The sequence below is a fragment of the Microbacterium sp. 1154 genome (genome assembly GCF_031455375.1).
In the GTDB taxonomy this organism is placed as follows: Bacteria; Actinomycetota; Actinomycetes; order Actinomycetales; family Microbacteriaceae; genus Microbacterium.
In genome coordinates, this window is sequence record NZ_JAVDSN010000003.1 from 309,032 (window position 1) to 325,380 (window position 16,349).

At 67.9% G+C, this 16,349-nt stretch carries 12 protein-coding genes; 4 read left to right on the forward strand and 8 right to left on the reverse strand.

Annotated features, from left to right (window positions below):
* Window positions 1-214: 214 nt before the first annotated feature.
* The 3 genes from J2X55_RS13220 to J2X55_RS13230 form a co-directional block, all read right to left on the reverse strand.
* Entirely contained in the window at window positions 215-1,192 is a 978-nt protein-coding gene (locus J2X55_RS13220; RefSeq protein WP_115919421.1) for a carbohydrate ABC transporter permease, read from the reverse strand.
* On the reverse strand, window positions 1,189-2,541 hold the full coding sequence (locus tag J2X55_RS13225) for a carbohydrate ABC transporter permease (protein ID WP_309823960.1): 1,353 nt from the start codon (window positions 2,539-2,541) through the stop codon (window positions 1,189-1,191). Before J2X55_RS13225 ends, J2X55_RS13220 begins: the two co-directional genes overlap by 4 nt.
* 129 nt (window positions 2,542-2,670) lie before the next feature.
* Window positions 2,671-3,999: an extracellular solute-binding protein gene (locus J2X55_RS13230; RefSeq protein ID WP_115919423.1), complete on the reverse strand. Its 1,329-nt coding sequence runs from the start codon at window positions 3,997-3,999 to the stop codon at window positions 2,671-2,673.
* Window positions 4,000-4,237: 238 nt separating this feature from the next.
* On the opposite strand from J2X55_RS13230, the gene J2X55_RS13235 reads away from it, so the two are divergent.
* Complete coding sequence (locus J2X55_RS13235) at window positions 4,238-5,251, forward strand: LacI family DNA-binding transcriptional regulator (protein WP_115919425.1); 1,014 nt, start codon at window positions 4,238-4,240, stop codon at window positions 5,249-5,251.
* A gap of 52 nt (window positions 5,252-5,303) precedes the next feature.
* Here the strand turns inward: J2X55_RS13235 and J2X55_RS13240 are convergent, their stop codons facing one another.
* The 5 genes from J2X55_RS13240 to J2X55_RS13260 all read right to left on the reverse strand — a co-directional run bounded on the left by J2X55_RS13240 (window position 5,304) and on the right by J2X55_RS13260 (window position 13,186).
* Complete coding sequence (locus J2X55_RS13240; protein WP_309823962.1) at window positions 5,304-9,971, reverse strand: ExeM/NucH family extracellular endonuclease; 4,668 nt, start codon at window positions 9,969-9,971, stop codon at window positions 5,304-5,306.
* Between the two features lie 279 nt (window positions 9,972-10,250).
* Window positions 10,251-10,637, reverse strand: a complete 387-nt coding sequence (rplL, locus tag J2X55_RS13245; RefSeq protein ID WP_108317207.1) for a 50S ribosomal protein L7/L12 — start codon at window positions 10,635-10,637, stop codon at window positions 10,251-10,253.
* Window positions 10,638-10,676: 39 nt separating this feature from the next.
* On the reverse strand, window positions 10,677-11,192 hold the full coding sequence (gene rplJ / locus J2X55_RS13250) for a 50S ribosomal protein L10 (RefSeq protein WP_094735742.1): 516 nt from the start codon (window positions 11,190-11,192) through the stop codon (window positions 10,677-10,679).
* A gap of 387 nt (window positions 11,193-11,579) precedes the next feature.
* On the reverse strand, window positions 11,580-12,425 hold the full coding sequence (locus J2X55_RS13255) for a hypothetical protein (protein WP_309823964.1): 846 nt from the start codon (window positions 12,423-12,425) through the stop codon (window positions 11,580-11,582).
* A gap of 359 nt (window positions 12,426-12,784) precedes the next feature.
* Window positions 12,785-13,186, reverse strand: a complete 402-nt coding sequence (locus J2X55_RS13260) for an SIP domain-containing protein (RefSeq protein ID WP_115919431.1) — start codon at window positions 13,184-13,186, stop codon at window positions 12,785-12,787.
* A gap of 102 nt (window positions 13,187-13,288) precedes the next feature.
* On the opposite strand from J2X55_RS13260, the gene J2X55_RS13265 reads away from it, so the two are divergent.
* The 3 genes from J2X55_RS13265 (at window position 13,289) to J2X55_RS13275 (ending at window position 16,224) form a co-directional block, all read left to right on the forward strand.
* Complete coding sequence (locus tag J2X55_RS13265; protein WP_115919433.1) at window positions 13,289-13,963, forward strand: YqaJ viral recombinase family protein; 675 nt, start codon at window positions 13,289-13,291, stop codon at window positions 13,961-13,963.
* Window positions 13,964-14,063: 100 nt separating this feature from the next.
* Window positions 14,064-15,758: an MDR family MFS transporter gene (locus J2X55_RS13270; RefSeq protein ID WP_309823967.1), complete on the forward strand. Its 1,695-nt coding sequence runs from the start codon at window positions 14,064-14,066 to the stop codon at window positions 15,756-15,758.
* On the forward strand, window positions 15,751-16,224 hold the full coding sequence (locus J2X55_RS13275) for a MarR family transcriptional regulator (protein ID WP_309823968.1): 474 nt from the start codon (window positions 15,751-15,753) through the stop codon (window positions 16,222-16,224). The genes J2X55_RS13270 and J2X55_RS13275 overlap by 8 nt, the downstream gene beginning before the upstream one ends.
* Window positions 16,225-16,349 lie beyond the last annotated feature (125 nt).

Sequence of the window (16,349 nt, forward strand, 5' to 3'; positions counted from 1 at the left end):
GGCAACCCGGCAGCCCGGCAGCCCGGCGCCATGCTCACGCATAAACGCAATCTGCACGCATAAACGCGCTCTGCCCGCGTTTATGGCCGCGGATGCCGTTTATGCCTGACACCGCGGCCGTGCGCGCCCACGGCGACTCGTCGCAGCCGAGCAGGCGAACGACGAAGGGGCGCGACACCCTTCCGGATGCCGCGCCCCTTCGGTCGTGACGGGATCAGCCCTTCGTGGCTCCGGCCAGCAGGCCTCGGACGAAGAAGCGCTGCAGCAGGAAGAACACGATCAGCGGAACCAGGATCGAGATGAACGTTCCCGCCGACTGCAGGAACCACTGGTCGCCCCAGGTGCCCGACAGCGAGTTCAGCGACTGCGTGAGAGGCAACGACGAGGATGGCGCGAAGATCGTCGCCACCAGCAGGTCGTTCCACACCCAGATGAACTCGAGCACCGCGAACGAGGCGAGAGCAGGAGCGGCGAGCGGGAGGATCAGGCGGAAGAAGATCTGCCCGTGTCCGGCACCGTCCACGCGCGCCGCCTCGATGACCTCGGCCGGAATCTCGGCGATGAAGTTGTGCAGCAGGAAGATGGCCAGCGGCATCGCGAAGATCACGTGAGCGATCCACACGGTCGCGAAGCTGTGCTCCACACCGCGCAGGTCGAAGCCCGGGAAGATCGTGACGTCGTTGATCGTCAGGCCGCGCGAGAACAGGCTGAGCAGCGGCACGAGGGCCATCTGCAGCGGCACGATCTGCAGCGCGAAGATGAAGATGAAAAAGAAGTTGCGCCCCTTGAAGTCGATCCAGGCGAACGCGTACGCGATGAGCGAGGCGACGGCGAGGGCGAACAGCACGACCGGGATCGTGATCGCGAGCGAGTTCAGGAACGACTGCGCCAGCGTCAGCGCGGTCCCGCCCGAGGTCAGCGCGAGGCGGTAGTTCTCGAGCGTGAACGACGGGTCGGTGAACACCGTCCACCATCCCGACGACTGGGTGTCGGAACCCGGTCGGAACGAGGTGATGAACAGACCGAACGTCGGAATCGTCCAGAAGAAGGCGATCACGATGGCCGCGATCGTGGCCCCCTTCGAGGTGAGACGCTTGCGCGCCATCGCCTCGTGCTTGCGCGTGTCGCGAGCGACCTGGCGAGCGGAGCGGGTGTCGGTGGTGGGTTCGAGCACCACGGTCGAGGTGGTCATCGCACTTCCCTCTGCTTCCGGATCTGGCGCACGTTGAAGATGATCAGCGGCAGCACGAAGATGAACAGCACCACGGCCAGCGCCGCGGAGTGCCCGTAGCTCTGAAATCGCTGCTGCTGGTTGACCATCTCGAAGGCGAGCACGGTCGAGTCGTTTCGACCACCGGTCATCACGGCGACGATGTCGTAGATCTTCAGCGCCCCGATGGCGATCGTGGTGAGCACCACGATGAGCGAGGAGCGGATGCCGGGAACGGTGACGTTGATGAAACGCTCCCAGGCGCTGGCGCCGTCGAGTTCGGCGGCTTCGTTCTGCTCCGGCGGCACGGCCTTGATGGCGGCCGACAGGATGACCATGGCCAGTCCCGTCTGGCTCCAGATGAAGACGACGACGAGCAGCAGCGTGTTGATCAGCGGCGACGCCGCCAGCCACGACACCGGTTGCCCGCCGAAGGCCGTGACGATCGCGTTCAGCACGCCGATCTGGTCGCCCTGGCGGAAGTCGTAGACGAACTTCCAGATGATGCCGGCGCCGACGAACGAGATGGCGAACGGCATGAAGATGAGCACCTTGAGGTACTTCTCCCCCGCCGCGCGGTCGATGAAGACCGCATAGGCCAGACCGATCGCCGTGGCGATGGTCGGGGCCAGGAGCACCCAGATGAGGGTGTTGATGACCGACCAGAACCCCTCGGGGTTCGTGAAGGTCCAGATGTAGTTCTCGAGGCCGACGAAGTTGTCGCCGGTCTTGTCGAAGAACGACTGGAAGAAGGTGGTGATGGCCGGGTAGACCAGGCCGATCAGCAGCAGGATCGACGCGGGGGCCGCGAACAGGATCAGCTGGAAGAGGTACCCCGCGCCCTGGCGCGAGCGGTAATCGGCGTAGAACAGGATCGCGCCGAGCAGGATCGCGATGCCGAGAACGTAGATGACGGCGTTCTGGTACGGGCGCAGGAGCATGAACGCCAGGACCGGGATACCGAAGCACGCCACGAGTCGCAGCCAGAAGTATCCCTTGCCGGAGCGCGGCGCGTACTCGATGAGGAGCAGCAACAGGCCCACGACGGCGCCGAACGCGACGACGACGAGGGGGATCTGGACGAGGGGGCTGAGCCCGCCCAGCCAGATGAAGAAGCTGTTGAGGCTGAAGCCCAGTGTGGTGGGCTTGGTCTCGGCGGGCGCCCGCGTGACCATGAAGAGGAAGAGCGCCACCGCGAGGATGAGCCCTACGAGGACCACGAGCAGCGTGGTCCGATTGCGTGCGCCGGAGCCGCGCGTGTGACGCTCGGCTCGTCCGCCCGGCGGAGGTGACGCCGTCGGCGCCTTCTCCGCGTTTTTGATATCGGTCATGACGTCCCTCCCGAACACGCCTTCGTGCTCATCGTTGAGTGCCCGTGTGGTGCGTGCGGGCGGATTAGAAGTATGGACCCGGATGGGCCGCCCGCGTGGCGGGCGGCCCATCGATGGCGAAGCGGTCGGTTAGTTGTTGTAACCGGTCTGGATGTCGCTCAGCACCTGGTCGGTCGGCGTACCGTCGATCCAGCTGACCATGCCCTTCCAGAACGAACCCGAACCGACGGTGGCCGGCATGAGGTCCGACGCGTCGAAACGCAGCGTGGTGTTCGGGTCCTGCACGACCTTCATGGCCTCCTGCAGGAACTCGCTCGAGGCGAGCGAGGGGTCGGCACCCTTGTTGGCCGAGATCACGCCGCCGAGCTTGACGCGGGCGTCGGCGAACTCGGGCGTCGACATGAACTCGGCGACCTTCTGGACGTTCTCGTCGTCCGAGAACGTGGTGACGAACTCGCCGCCACCCTCGACCGCGAGGTTGCCCTCGGTCACGCCGGGGAGCAGGAACGCGTAGACGTCACCGTCGGGGGCGACGGTCGGCGTCTGGCCAGCGGCGTTCTTGACCGTCAGGAAGTTCGACGACAGGAACGAGGCCTGGTGGGTCATCGGGCAGCTGCCGTCGGCGACCTTGGCGGCCACGTCGGCGAAGGCGACCGAGTTGATGCTCTTGACGTCACCGAAGCCGGCGTTGACGTACGAGGGGTTCAGGAGGATCTTGCCGGTGGCCTCGAAGGCCTCCTTGATCGGCGCGTCGGTGAACTTGACCTCGTTCGCGACCCATTGGTCGTAGACGTCGGCACCGGACTGACGCAGGACCATGTCCTCGATCCAGTCGGTTCCGGGCCAGCCCGACGCGTCGCCCGAGGCGAACCCGGCGCACCAGGGGGCCGCGCCCGTCTTCTGCTGGATCGTCGCCGTGAGGGTCATGAGCTCGTCGAGCGTCTTGGGAACCTCGACACCCCACTCCTTGAACTTCGCCGGCGAGTACCAGACGTAGCCCTTGAGGTTGGCGAGCATCGGGGCGGCGTAGAACGTGCCGTCCTCGCTGCCGTAGGACTTCCAGTCCTCGCCCCAGTACTGGTCGACGTTCGACGAGACGGTGTCGGACGCCTTCTGCACGTCACCCGTGCCGATGAGGGTCTTGAGCAGACCCGGTTGGGGAACGATCGCGATGTCGGGGGCGTCGCCACCGGTCACCTTGGTGACGATGTTGCCCTCGAAGCTCTTGTCGCCGGTGTAGACGACCTTGATGCCGGTGTCCTTGGTGAACTGGTCGAACGACTGGTTCAGCAGGTCGGCCTCGCTACCGGTGATGCCGCCGGAGATGCGGACGGTGGTCTCGCCTCCGGAACCGCTCGTGCCGCCGCTGTCGCCTTCTGCGCAGCCTGCGAGAGCGATCGCACCGACCGCCAACAGCCCGACGGGCGCCAGCAGACGGTACCGCTGTGACATACCCATGTGGTCTCTCCTCTTTGAGTGTCTTGGTGCATCGGATCCCGTCGGGAACCGATTCCAGGCAACCGTAGAGGCAATCCACAAGACTTGCAACCGGCCTCAGGTCACGAAGAGATAACTGGCATAAATACGCGCACTTCACCCGGTATATCGGACCGGGACCGGTTCCACTTTGCCGATTTCTCGGATACTGTTCTCGACGTCGACACGGACGTCGACGCATTACGAGGAAGATCACGGCATGAGCGGAATCGCCGATGTGGCACGCCTGGCCGGCGTGTCCAAATCGACGGCAAGCCGCGCTCTCACGGGCGGCGGCTACGTCTCCGACGGCACGCGCCAGCGCGTCACCGACGCGGCGGCATCCCTCGGCTATGTGCCCTCGACGAGCGCGGTGAGCCTCGCCACCGGGCGCACGCGCACGATCGCCCTGATCGTCCCGAAGGTGAACCGCTGGTACTTCGGCTCGATCGTCGAGGGAGTGGAACGCACCCTCATCCCCCTCGGCTACGACGTCACCCTGTACGTCGCGGAGCCCGGCTCGAACGACCGCGAGAGCCTGTACTCCACCTATCTGGCCCGCAAGCGCTTCGACGGCATCATCGCCGTCGCCCTCGAGCCCGACGACGCCGACCTCGAGCGCCTGGCCAACATCGGCAAGCCCGTGGTGAGCATCGGCAACGCCCTGAGCGGGGTGCCCACCCTCGGTCTCGACAACATCGCCATCACGCGCATCATCACGCAGCACCTCATCGCGCTCGGTCACACCGACATCGCCTTCGTGGGCAGCACCCCCCGCAGCGACGCGCCGGCGAAAGACGTCGACGAGCGCTCGATCGGCTACCGCAACGCGATGAACGACCACGGCCTCGCCGTGCGGATCCGCAGTGTTCCCTCCACCCTCACGATCACCGACGCGTACGCCGCCGCGGCGTCGTTCCTGGCCGACGCGGCCTCGCGTCCCACCGGTGTCGTCGCCGCCTGCGACGAGGTCGCGATCGGCGTGATCATCGCCGCGCGCCGCATGGGCATCTCGGTCCCCACCGAACTCAGCGTCGTCGGGATCGACGGTCACGACTACGCCGAGATGTTCTCGCTCACCACGATCGAGCAGTTCCCGCAGGCGCAGGGAGTCGAGGCGACCCGCATGCTGCTCTCGATGATCGAGGGCGGCACCGACCACCCCGCGTGGCGTACCGAGGCGGAGACGCGACTCGTCGTCCGCGCTTCGACCGCTCCCCCGCGCTCCGCATGAACAGGAGAGGGCCCCGGATGCCATGGCATCCGGGGCCCCTTTCTGTCACTGGTCAGTCGGCCTGGCGCGTCGCCCGTCGACGGGCCACGAGCCCCAGGCCCAGCAGCGCGAGGGCGGCGAGCACACCCGCGCCCATCCACGCCGTGTCGGTACCGGTGATCGGCAGAGCGCCCGAGCCGGAACCCTGACCCGAGCCGCCCTGGCCCTGGCCCGCTCCGTCGCCGGGGGTGCCGACGCCGTCACCGGGCGCCGCGACCCGCACGGGGACGATCACGTCGGTTCCGCTGGGCTGCGCCACCAGGCGCAGCTGCAGTGTTCCGACCGCGTCCGCGGGCACGCCCAGGGTGACGGTCGCGGCCCCGTTCACGACGGGGACGCTCGTCGCCGCCGGGGCGGCGAGAGCCGCGACCCGCGCCGTGGGAGCGGCGAACAGGGCGAGGCGGGTCGAGGCGGCGTCGGCCCCGAACGAGGCGTCGAGGGTCGTGTTCTCGGGCGCACCGAGCGAGGTGAGGTTCAGGTTCGACACCGTCACCGTCAGGTCGGAACCGGGGGCGGCCGTCGTGGAGCCCGACACCTGCACACCGCGAGCGGTGAAGTCCGGCGTCAGACCACGGTTGGCGGCGAGGTAGTCGATCCATGCGTCGCGGTCGATGAGGCCGGAGTCACGGGTGTCCGTGCCTCGCGCGAAGACCGAGAAGCTGTCACCTCCGCCGAGCAGGAAGTTGAACGAGCCCACGCGGTACCCCTTCGCCGGGTCGACGGCCAGACCGTCGATCCAGACGCCCGTGACGCGCTGACCCGCCGGAAGCGACGCGTCGTACGTGAACCGGAGGTTCTCCGACACGCCGAGCGCGAGGTTGGCATCGTCGGTGCGCTTCGAGAAGTCGCCCCACTGCTGCTCGAGCACCTGTCGGATCTGATCGCCCGTGAGGGTCGTGGTCCACAGATTGTTCAAGAACGGCAGGACGGCATTGGCCTCGGCCAGCGTGATCACGCCGTCCGAGCCGTAGAGCAGCTCGTCGCGCAGGCCGCCCGGATTGACGAACGCGACCTCCGCGCCGCCACGGTCGGCGTCGTCGAGGGAGTCGAGCAGAGCATCCGCGACCAGCCCTCCCAGGGCGGACTGCTTCGTGCGGTCGCCCCGCGCGCCACCGGTGTAGACGCCGTCGACGTACGAACCGCCGCTGAAGGCCGTCGTGATGTCCGCGCTCACCGAACCCGCTTCCTTCTGCCCCACCACATCCGCCTCGGCACGCGCCGCCTTCACGATCGCGTCGACCTCGGCCACGCGCGGGTAGGTCCGGATGAGCTCCGCGTCCAGCGCCGCGTTGACGGCCGCGTCCTTGCCCCCGAGTCGAGCGACGTTACGCGCGGAGGAGCTCACGACGTCACCGTCGGCGTCGACATTCAGCACGATCTGACCGATGTTCTCGCCGTAGCTGCCGGTCTGGACGATCGGGCGGGTGCCCTCGCGGCCCGGGATCGGCGCGTTCCACGCGTAGAGCTGGTGCGTGTGACCGGTGAAGATGGCATCCACCTCGGGCGAGGTCTCGTTCACGATCTCGGCGAACGGGCCACCCGCCGCGAGGGCCTGCTCGAGCGTCGTCGTGGCCTGACCGGTACCGGAGCCCTCGTGGTACTGGGCCACGATCACGTCGACCTGGTCGTCGATCTGGGCGACCACACGGTTGACCTCGGCGACCGGATCCCTGAACTCGATCCCCTGGATGCCGCTGGGTGTGACCAACGTCGGGGTCGACTCCGTGATGGCTCCGATGACGCCGACGCGCACGCCGTCGACCTCGAAGATCGCGTACTCCTGCAGGAGCGGCTTGCCGTCCTTGAAGACGTTCGCGGCCAGGTAGGGGAAGTCGGCGAGCGTGTCGACGCGCCCCGTGAGGTCGTCTGCACCCTTGTCGAACTCGTGGTTCCCCGCGGCCGAGGCCTTCAGGTCGAGCGCGTTCAGCACGTCGATGGTCGGCTTGTCGCCGAAGTACGACGAGGCGAACACCGAGGCGCCGATGTTGTCGCCGTTCGAGATGAAGAGCGAGTTCTTCTCGCCGTACTGCGCGCGCACCTGCTCGACGGTTCCGGCGAACCGCACCGTGTTGGCGTCGATGCGACCGTGGAAGTCGTTGATGCCGATCAGGTTCACCTGGGTGGTCGGCGAGAGATCGAGGCCGACGATGACCGGGTCGTGATCGCTGGAACGGTAGGGCGAGGAGTCGTAGAAGTTCAGCGCGTTGTAGTTGTAGCGGCTGTACTCGAGGGCGAGCGCCTCGACGGCGTTGATGTTCCAGATGTCGGTGCCGGTCACCAGCTCGCGCGCCGAGGGCGATGCCAGCACGTGGTCGAGCGAACCCGACTGGCCGCTGAACGAGTACGAGTACTTGCCCGTGCCGGCCTCGAGCGGCTCGAAACCGAAGTCCCGCAGCTTCTGGATCGGGTCCTCCTGCGAGTAGGAGTTGAAGTCTCCGAGCAGGAACACGTCGTCGGTGCCGACCGCGGCCGAGCGGGTCTTCGCGAAGTTTCCGAGGGCTTCCGCCTGACGCACACGGTCGCCGTTGAACGCGCCCTGGATGCCGTTGGCGTTGTCCCCCGTGGCCTTGGGGTTGCTGTCGCCCTTCGACTTGAAGTGGTTCACGATCGCGAGGATCTTGGCATCCGGGAACGCGACCGGAGCGAACGCCTGCGCGAGCGGCTGGCGCGCGTTGCGGAACGCGGCGTCGTCGAGGATCACGCTGTCGCCCACGGGCGCGGCGACGGCCTTCTTGTAGATGAAGGCCGTGCGGATGACGTCCTCCGTCGCGGGCAGGGCCGCGGGAGAGGGCACGAACGCCCACTGCTCCGAGCCGAGCGCCGTGTTGAGGGCGCCGACGAGGGTCGACAGCGCCGCGTCGCGGTTCTTGCCGAACTTCGCGGAGTTCTCGATCTCTTCGAGCGAGACGACGTCGGCGCCGAGGCCGTTGATCGCGGCGACGATCTTGTCCTGCTGGCGCTTGAGGTTGGCGTCGTTCGCGGCGCCACGGGGACCGGGCGCGGGGCACGTGTCCGCGGTGATCGGGTTGCCCTCGCGGTCCCGGTAGACCGAGGTGCATCCGACGCTCTCGGCGGTCGTGGTGAAGTAGTTGAGGACGTTGAAGCTCGAGATCTTCAGATCACCGCCGACCGGCGCGGGCGCCTTCGTGCGGGTGTTCGCGAAGGTCGCGGGCTGCACGTCCTTGGCGTTGTCGACCGTCAGCTGCTGCGTCGGCTGGAACTTCCAGGCGTTGTTGCGGTAATCGAGGACCACCGGCTTCGTGAACGTCACCGGGGCGCCGACGCGCACCGGGTTGGTGAGCGAGACGTACGGCAGGGCGATGCCCTTGTTGGCGTCGCTGAGGAAGTTGATCGACGCACCGTCGTCGAGCACGACGGCTCGGGCGTTGTTGTCGGCGACCGCCGCGACGTACTCGGGGCTGTCGGGAACAGCCACGTCGGTGGGGGTGCGCAGCGGCGTGGTGCCCGCGGCGAGGCCCACCTCGGCGTACTGGTTGGTCGAGTACGAGTTCGTGACCGTGAAGTCACCCTGCGGCGCGAGGAGCATGCCCTCGAAGCGCTCGCGCTCTTCGTCGGTCTTCGGCCAGGCGATCTTCGCGGGCTGTACGGCGGCCGCCTGCTCGGTGAGCACGCTCACCCCGGAGGCCTCGGCGGTGATCTGCGTCTGGCCCGAGAACTCTTTGGCCGTACCGGTCACCTCGACGTGCTGGCCGACGGCCACCTTCGCCGTCGCGGCCGAGCCGTACACGAACACGGCGTCGGATGCCAGATGCGTCTGCGGATCGATCTCGCCACCGGTGCCGGGGGTCTGGATGAAGAAGCCGTTGTAGCCGCCGGTCGGATACGCGGCGGTCACGATGCCGCGCGTGGTGACGGTCTGATCGGCCAGGGGTGTGGTGGCACCCGTACCCTGGATCTCGCTGATCGGGATGACCGTTCCCGGCGTGACCGGGGGCGCCTGCGTCGGCGAGGTGGAGGGCGAGGGCGAGGCCGATCCCGACGGGTCGGGGTTCGGGGCGCCGGTGCCCGAACCCTGCGGGGTGACCGTCGTGGTGTTGGTGAAGTCCTTCGAGTTGTCGTTCGAGTCGACGAAGTCGGTGCGGACGAGAGCGTTGGGCGTGGTGTTGCCTTCGGTGACCGTGGCGGCCTTCGTCTCGAAGCTGACGGCGGAGCCGTAGCCGAGGAAGTCGACCACGCGCGAGTCCGCGATGGATCCGCCGGGAAGCTCGAGCGCCTCGGCGACATTGGCAAGGAAGAGCTGGCCGGACGTCCCGCCGGGGTTGAGCGTGCTCGTGAGGTCGGTCTCCGGGAGCACCGCACCGGTGGTGCCGTTGCCGGGCAGCCCGATCAGGAAGTACCCGCCGGGTTCGATCAGGCCGCTGAGCTGCTGGGTGTTGGACGCCGAGGCCTTCGCGACACTGGAGTCCTTGCGGTACTGCAGCGACCACCCGCTGAGATCCTGCGCGGTGTCACCGGCGTTGTAGAGCTCGACGAACTTCCGGTTGAAGAAGGCGCCTGGGCTCCCGCCCTTCAGGTAAGCCTCGTTGATCACCACCTTCGAGCCGACGGCAGCCGACGCCGGCAGCGGGACGATCGCGGAACCGAGCAGGGCGACGCCCAGGGCGGCGCTCAGTGCGGCGGTGAAACGGCGCGCGGGCACGCGCGAAGCATCGGAGGGCATGGGTCTCCAAGTACCGGCGTGCGTGGGGCGACGTCGGAGGTGGGGGGATCGACGGGGGTCTCAACGACCGTAAACGATCCACATACCCTTTTCCCAGGCTTCTTTATTTCGATCTGGTGAACATCGGTACCTCGACGGGTGAAACCGCGTCTCACCGCGACGGAGGGGACATCACCCCGGACGGCCGACTGTCCTCACCTCCCGGGTGGAACGACGAAGGCCCGGATGCCAATGGCATCCGGGCCTTCGTTTATCGCGTGAAGCGACCGTGAAGCGTGATTACTTCAGGGTCACCGAAGCGCCGGCCTCCTCGAGGGCAGCCTTGGCCTTCTCGGCGGTCTCCTTGTTCGCGCCCTCGAGCACGGCCTTGGGAGCGCCATCGACGACGGCCTTGGCCTCGCCGAGGCCGAGCGAGGTGAGCTCGCGGACGACCTTGATGACCTGGATCTTCTTGTCGCCGGCGGCCTCGAGGACGACGTCGAACGAGTCCTTCTCCTCGACCTCTTCGGCGGGCGCGCCACCGGCAGCGCCGGCTGCGGCCACGGCCACGGGGGCGGCGGCGGTGACGTCGAAGGTCTCCTCGAACGCCTTGACGAACTCGGACAGCTCGATGAGCGTGAGCTCCTTGAACGCGTCGAGCAGCTCTTCGGTGCTGAGCTTAGCCATGTTGTATCTCCTTGAATCGGGTTGTTCAGCCGGGCCGAATTAGGCCGCGGTGTCCTGCTTCTCGCGCAGCGCGTCGACCGTGCGAACGGCCTTCGACGGAAGCGCCTGGAAGACGTATGCCGCCTTGGTCATCGTCGCCTTCATCGCACCGGCGAGCTTCGCCAGCAGGACTTCACGGCTTTCGAGATCGGCGAGCTTGTTGACCTCATCCGCGGTCAGAGCGGCGCCATCGAAGTAGCCGCCCTTCACCACGAGCTGAGGGTTAGCCTTGGCGAAGGCACGCAGGCTCTTCGCGACGGCGACAGGGTCACCGTGCACGAACGCGATGGCAGACGGGCCCTTGAGCTCGTCGTCCAGTCCAGTGACCCCCGCGTTTGCCGCGGCGATCTTGGTCAGCGTGTTCTTCACCACGGCGTAATCCGCGTCCTGACGGATGTCGTTGCGCAGCTGCTTGAGCTGGGCAACCGTCAGACCGCGGTACTCGGTCAGCAGAACGGCGGTCGAGCTCTCGAAGTTCTTCGTGAGCTCGGCGACCGATGCATCCTTCTGCGCCATGGCCACTCCTTGTGTGAACGAGGCGCTCCGCGATGGCGGGGCGCCGGCCGAAGACACCGGGTCCGGACAAAAAGAAGAGCTCCGGCGCAGGCGCACGGAGCTCGGATTCCCGGAGGAGAGTTCGTTTACCTGCGTAGGTCTCTGCTTTTCAGCAGACGCTTCGATCGAAATGCGAGCACTCCGATAACCGACGGTCTTTGGCTTGCCCCCACTGTACCCGATGCCCCGCTCCCCGCCAAACCAGCCCTCCCGCCCCCACCCCTTCCCGCCCGCGCCCCCGCCCACCGAGATGACGGGCGTTCGTCGAGATCACCCGCGATTCGGCCCCAAAACGGGTCTTCTCGCGAACCGCGGGTCATCTCGCGTCGGGCGCCGGCGGCAGGAGGGTCAGCGCGGCGGGCGGACCCCGAAGGCGGCGAGGCGCGCAGCGAGTGTCTCGGGCGTGCGGATGTCCGCGAAACCGCCCCGACACAGCCGCCACTGCGTGACGCCGCGGATCCAGTCCTCTCGACGCTTCTCGTCAAGCACGACCGCCTCGATGGTCCTCCCTCCGCGCATCGTGGCATCCCGGTACTTGACCTCGCCGTCGAACTCCCAGAAGCTCCGAACCTCGCCCAGCGCGATGTCCACGAGGTAGTCGGACCCGCGCGGACCTGCCACCGGCACCTGGAGATCGATCTCCCGAAAGCCGATGCGATGCAACTGCAACCGACTCACGCTCTCGCCGGGCAGCTCCGCGCGCCCGTCGGCGAACTCGATCACCTGACGAGCGCGACGGATGCCACGTCTTCCCCGCGCCCGGTCCACGCGTTCGCGCATGCGTTCACGCCATCGTTCCTGCGCCTCCGCGTCAAAACGTCGAGCTGACGCCGCCTCCCGCCGCAGTGCCGCGTCGGCACACGTGAGGGCCATCTCCCACGGCGCCGTACGGGCGACGTCGAAGACCGTGCGGTCGAGACTGGTGCAGACGATGCCGCCCGCTTCCACCACATCACCCTCGGGCAGCGCATCCAGGTGTCGTCGAAGTCCCGCACGACTGGTGCCGCCGGCCGGTCCGACCAGCGTCACTTCCACCGGTCGCTCGCCGAAGCGGTACTGCGGCAACCCATGCACGACGGCCGCAGAGAGGTGGGAGACCACCGCTGATCCTCCGCGTGCATTCTTGACAGCCGCATCGACTGCAGCGCGATGCCGATCAGCCGGGGGGAGCTCAAGGTAGGCCGCCCGATCCACATATGCCCCGGGCTGGAGGCGTAGCCACGGCCCTCCGCTCGACGCGCGCGACAGGACGCTGGCCGGCACCTCGCGCGAAAGTAGGTCTCCCCGCGAGTACACGGTGACGACGGCGTCTACTCGCTCCGCTTCCATGCCCCGATGCTCGGTCATCCGCCACCCGCCGCTGGCCCCTCGACCGCCATCCGCGGACAACCTCCCCCACGTCACCCACTGGGGAGGAACCACGCCTACAACCTCGCCAGCACTGAGATCACCCTCGATTGTCGAGAGGACTCACGACGCACGCGATTTGGTGGTCATCTCGCGAAAGCCGGGTCATCTCGACGCGCAAACAGCCATACCCCACCCGCCGCGCGTCAGGACACCCGCGCCTCCGGCAGCATCGCCCGCGTCATGCGCACGATGCGCGAGGGGGTCCGCGCACCGAGCCACACCGTGCACACGGGGGCCTCGCCGCAGGCCCATTCGGCGCACCACGCGTGGATCGCCGTCGCGAGCCTCTCGCCGCGGGGGCGCAGCTCGCCGTCGAGCGTGCGGTCGAGCCAGCTCACCCGCGCCGACGGCGCGTCGAACGCCTCGATCTCGCCCGCGCCGCAGATCTCGACCAGCACGGTCGCGTGCGCCTCGGGCGAGAGGGCTGCGGCGATCCGCCGCATCTCGGGGACGTTCCGCACGTCGCCGCCGAGCAGCACGGCACCTTCGAGGTCGCACCAGCGCCCGCCGTCGGGGCGGCGCAGCGAGGAGTCATCGGGAAGCATGCACACAACTTAGGTCACCCTTACTTCGTCCACAAGACCCCGGATGCCGACGCGCCGCCCCTCCGATGCGATCCACGGGCGGACGGGGTTAGGGTCGAACGCATGTCCCCCGAGCTCGTCGCCTCCCGCAGCGCCGACCTCGACGCCCGGATCGTCGCCGACTCCCGCGACCGCGTCGCGTGGATCCGCGCGCGCTCGCGCGGCATCACCGCCACCGACGTGGCCGCCCTCACGAGCACCAACGCGATATCGAGAGCGGCGGATGCCAAGCTCATGGGCTCGAACTTCTCGGGCAACGCCTTCACGGCCCACGGTCGTCGCCGCGAGCCCGAGATCGCCGCGTGGGTGGCCGCGACCCACGGCATCCGCCCGTCGTCCGCGCTCTACCACGCGGTGGTCGAGAAGCGGCACCTCGCGACCCCCGACGGCGTGGTCGTCGACGGCGAGGGGCGTGTCGTCCTCGCCGAGATCAAGACCACCAACAAGGCGTGGCGCTCGATCCCGAAGACGTACATGCGCCAGATCTGGTGGCAGCAGCACGTACTGGGGGCCGAACGCACCCTCGTCGCGTGGGAGCAGCACGACGGCTTCGTTCCGATGCACGACGAGCCCCGCTGCCAGTGGATCGACCGTGACGAGCGCGAGATCGCGAAGCTCGTCGGGCTCGCGACCTCGCTCATCGACGAGCTCTACCGCCGCACCATGGAGGCACGACGCCCCGCTCCGGCGCAACAGGAACCCACGGACAGGTACCGGGCCCTCGCCCTCCTCGAGTAATAGTTGACGCAAGTCAAGCAATAGGCGTATCGTTGACATCAGTCAACCAATCGCGCCATCGTCGTCGCGGCATCCGTCCCCCTTCTCGTGGAGCTCCCGCATGACAGCCATTTCTTCCGACGCGCCCGCCCAGCGGCGCGTCCTGCCGGCTCTGATCGGCCTGCTGCTCGGCACGTTCGTGTCGATGCTCGCCTCGACCGTCGTCTCGACCTCGCTGCCCGTGATCGTGCACGATCTGTCGGGCGACCAGAACGCCTACACCTGGGTCATCACCGCGACCCTGCTGACCACCGCGATCTCGACCCCCATCTGGGGCAAACTCGCCGACCTGTTCAACCGCAAGGTGCTCATCCAGATCGCCATCGCGATCTTCGTGCTCGCGACGGCCGCCGCCGGCTTCTCGCAGGACACGAACATGCTGATCGCCTTCCGTGCGATCCAGGGCCTCGGCGCCGGTGGCCTTGCCGCCCTCAGCCAGGTGATCATGGCCGACATCATCAGCCCCCGTGAGCGCGGTCGCTACATGGGCCTGTTCGGCGCGGTCATGGCCGTCGCCACCGTCGGCGGCCCGCTGCTCGGCGGTGTCATCACCGACGCCTTCGGCTGGCGCTGGAACTTCTTCGTCGCCCTCCCCTTCGCGGTCGCCGCCCTGCTCATCCAGCAGCGCACGCTGCACCTCCCGGCCCGAGCGAAGCGCACCGTGAAGATCGACTACGTCGGGATCGTGCTGCTCTCGGCCGCCGTGTCCCTGCTGCTCATCTGGGTGACCAACGCCGGCAGCTCCTTCGAGTGGGCCAGCACCGAGACGCTGCTCATGGTCGGCGGTGCGGTCCTCGCGGCGATCCTCTTCGTCGTGGTCGAGCTGCGCTCGTCGGAGCCGCTCGTTCCGCTGACGCTGTTCCGCGACGCGACCTTCACCCTCGCCACGATCGCCTCGATCGCGACGGGCCTGGCGATGTTCGGCACCTCGGTGTTCCTCAGCCAGTACATGCAGATGGCTCGAGGGGCCACCCCGACCGAGGCGGGCGTCATGACGATCCCGATGATCGGCGGCCTGCTCGTCTCGTCGATCGTCGTCGGCGCGCTCATCTCGCGCTTCGGACACTGGAAGCCGTTCCTCATCGCCGGTGGCGTGCTGCTGATCGCGGGATCGTTCCTGCTGTCGACCATCCACTACGACACCGACTTCGCCCTCGTCTCGATCTACATGGCCCTGCTCGGCGCCGGTGTCGGCATGACGATGCAGAACCTCGTCCTCGTGGTGCAGAACACCGCCAACCCCACCCAGATGGGCGCCGCCAGCTCGGGCGTGACGTTCTTCCGCAGCCTGGGCGGCACGATCGGCGTCTCGGTGATGGGTGCCGCTCTCGCGAGCATGGCGACGAGCCTGTTCACCGATCGCGCGGCCGACCTCAAGGCCGCCATCATCGGTCTCGGCGCCGACGGGGCCTCGGTCGCGCAGAGCCTGCAGTCGGGAGCCATCCCGCAGGTGTCGACCCTCCCCGAGAGCGTCCGCGTGATCGTCGAGGACATCTACGCGCAGTCCATCGCGCACTCGTTCCTCATCGCCGTGCCCGTCGCGGTCGTCAGCCTCGTCGCGATCCTGTTCCTGCCCAACCGTCCGCTGACCCGCATGACCACCACCGAGCGCGTCGCGGCAAGCGAGGCCGACTTGGCGACCGTGTCCGTTCCCGAGGCCATGGCCACGCTCTCGGCCACCGGCACGATCCCGACACAGGATGCCGACTCCCCTCGCCGTGCACGCCGCGCGCCCGAGATGGGAGAGGATGGCTGACGTGACGAGCGAACTGGACGACGAGCGCCGCGTGGCCGTGCAGGCCCTCGAGTCGTCGTTCTCGGAGCTCATGACCGTGTTCCGCCGCTTCGTCTCCGAGGCGGCGGAACGCGTGAGCCCGGGAATGCTGCCGGCGACGTTCAAGGCCCTCTCGGTGGTGAGCCGGTTCGGTCCGCTGACCCTGTCGGCGCTGGCCGAGCGGCTGGCCGCCGACAAGGGGTTCCTCAGCCGCTCGATCACCGAGCTCGAGGATCTGGGCCTGGTCACCCGCACGCCCGACCCGAACGACCGGCGCTCGCGACTCATCGCCGTCACCGAGGTGGGCCACGCCCGGCTCGCCGAAGCGCGTGCTCCCCACGAGAGCCGTCTGTTCGAAGCGATCGCCGACTGGACGATCGACGACATCCGTCACCTGTCGACGCTGCTGCACGCTCTGGCCGTCGGCGAAGTCCCCGCCCGCGACTGATCTCGACTCTCGCGGGGGCGCGAGGGCGGGCTTCGCCACACGGTGACCGAGGCGTAACACCGTCGAGACAATGGCGGGGTTGACTGAGGGGACCGCGGCGAGGCCGCCACGGACCGACCGCAGCG

Excerpts from the sequence above, each read along its gene's own strand:
- J2X55_RS13230 (WP_115919423.1), bottom strand. The coding sequence starts at position 3,999 with ATGGGTATGTCACAGCGGTACCGTCTGCTGGCGCCCGTCGGGCTGTTG.
- J2X55_RS13240 (WP_309823962.1), bottom strand. The coding sequence starts at position 9,971 with ATGCCCTCCGATGCTTCGCGCGTGCCCGCGCGCCGTTTCACCGCCGCA.
- rplL (WP_108317207.1), bottom strand. The coding sequence starts at position 10,637 with ATGGCTAAGCTCAGCACCGAAGAGCTGCTCGACGCGTTCAAGGAGCTC.
- J2X55_RS13265 (WP_115919433.1), top strand. The coding sequence starts at position 13,289 with ATGTCCCCCGAGCTCGTCGCCTCCCGCAGCGCCGACCTCGACGCCCGG.
- rplJ (WP_094735742.1), bottom strand. The coding sequence starts at position 11,192 with ATGGCGCAGAAGGATGCATCGGTCGCCGAGCTCACGAAGAACTTCGAG.
- J2X55_RS13275 (WP_309823968.1), top strand. The coding sequence starts at position 15,751 with ATGGCTGACGTGACGAGCGAACTGGACGACGAGCGCCGCGTGGCCGTG.
- J2X55_RS13220 (WP_115919421.1), bottom strand. The coding sequence starts at position 1,192 with ATGACCACCTCGACCGTGGTGCTCGAACCCACCACCGACACCCGCTCC.
- J2X55_RS13260 (WP_115919431.1), bottom strand. The coding sequence starts at position 13,186 with ATGCTTCCCGATGACTCCTCGCTGCGCCGCCCCGACGGCGGGCGCTGG.
- J2X55_RS13235 (WP_115919425.1), top strand. The coding sequence starts at position 4,238 with ATGAGCGGAATCGCCGATGTGGCACGCCTGGCCGGCGTGTCCAAATCG.
- J2X55_RS13225 (WP_309823960.1), bottom strand. The coding sequence starts at position 2,541 with ATGACCGATATCAAAAACGCGGAGAAGGCGCCGACGGCGTCACCTCCG.
- J2X55_RS13270 (WP_309823967.1), top strand. The coding sequence starts at position 14,064 with ATGACAGCCATTTCTTCCGACGCGCCCGCCCAGCGGCGCGTCCTGCCG.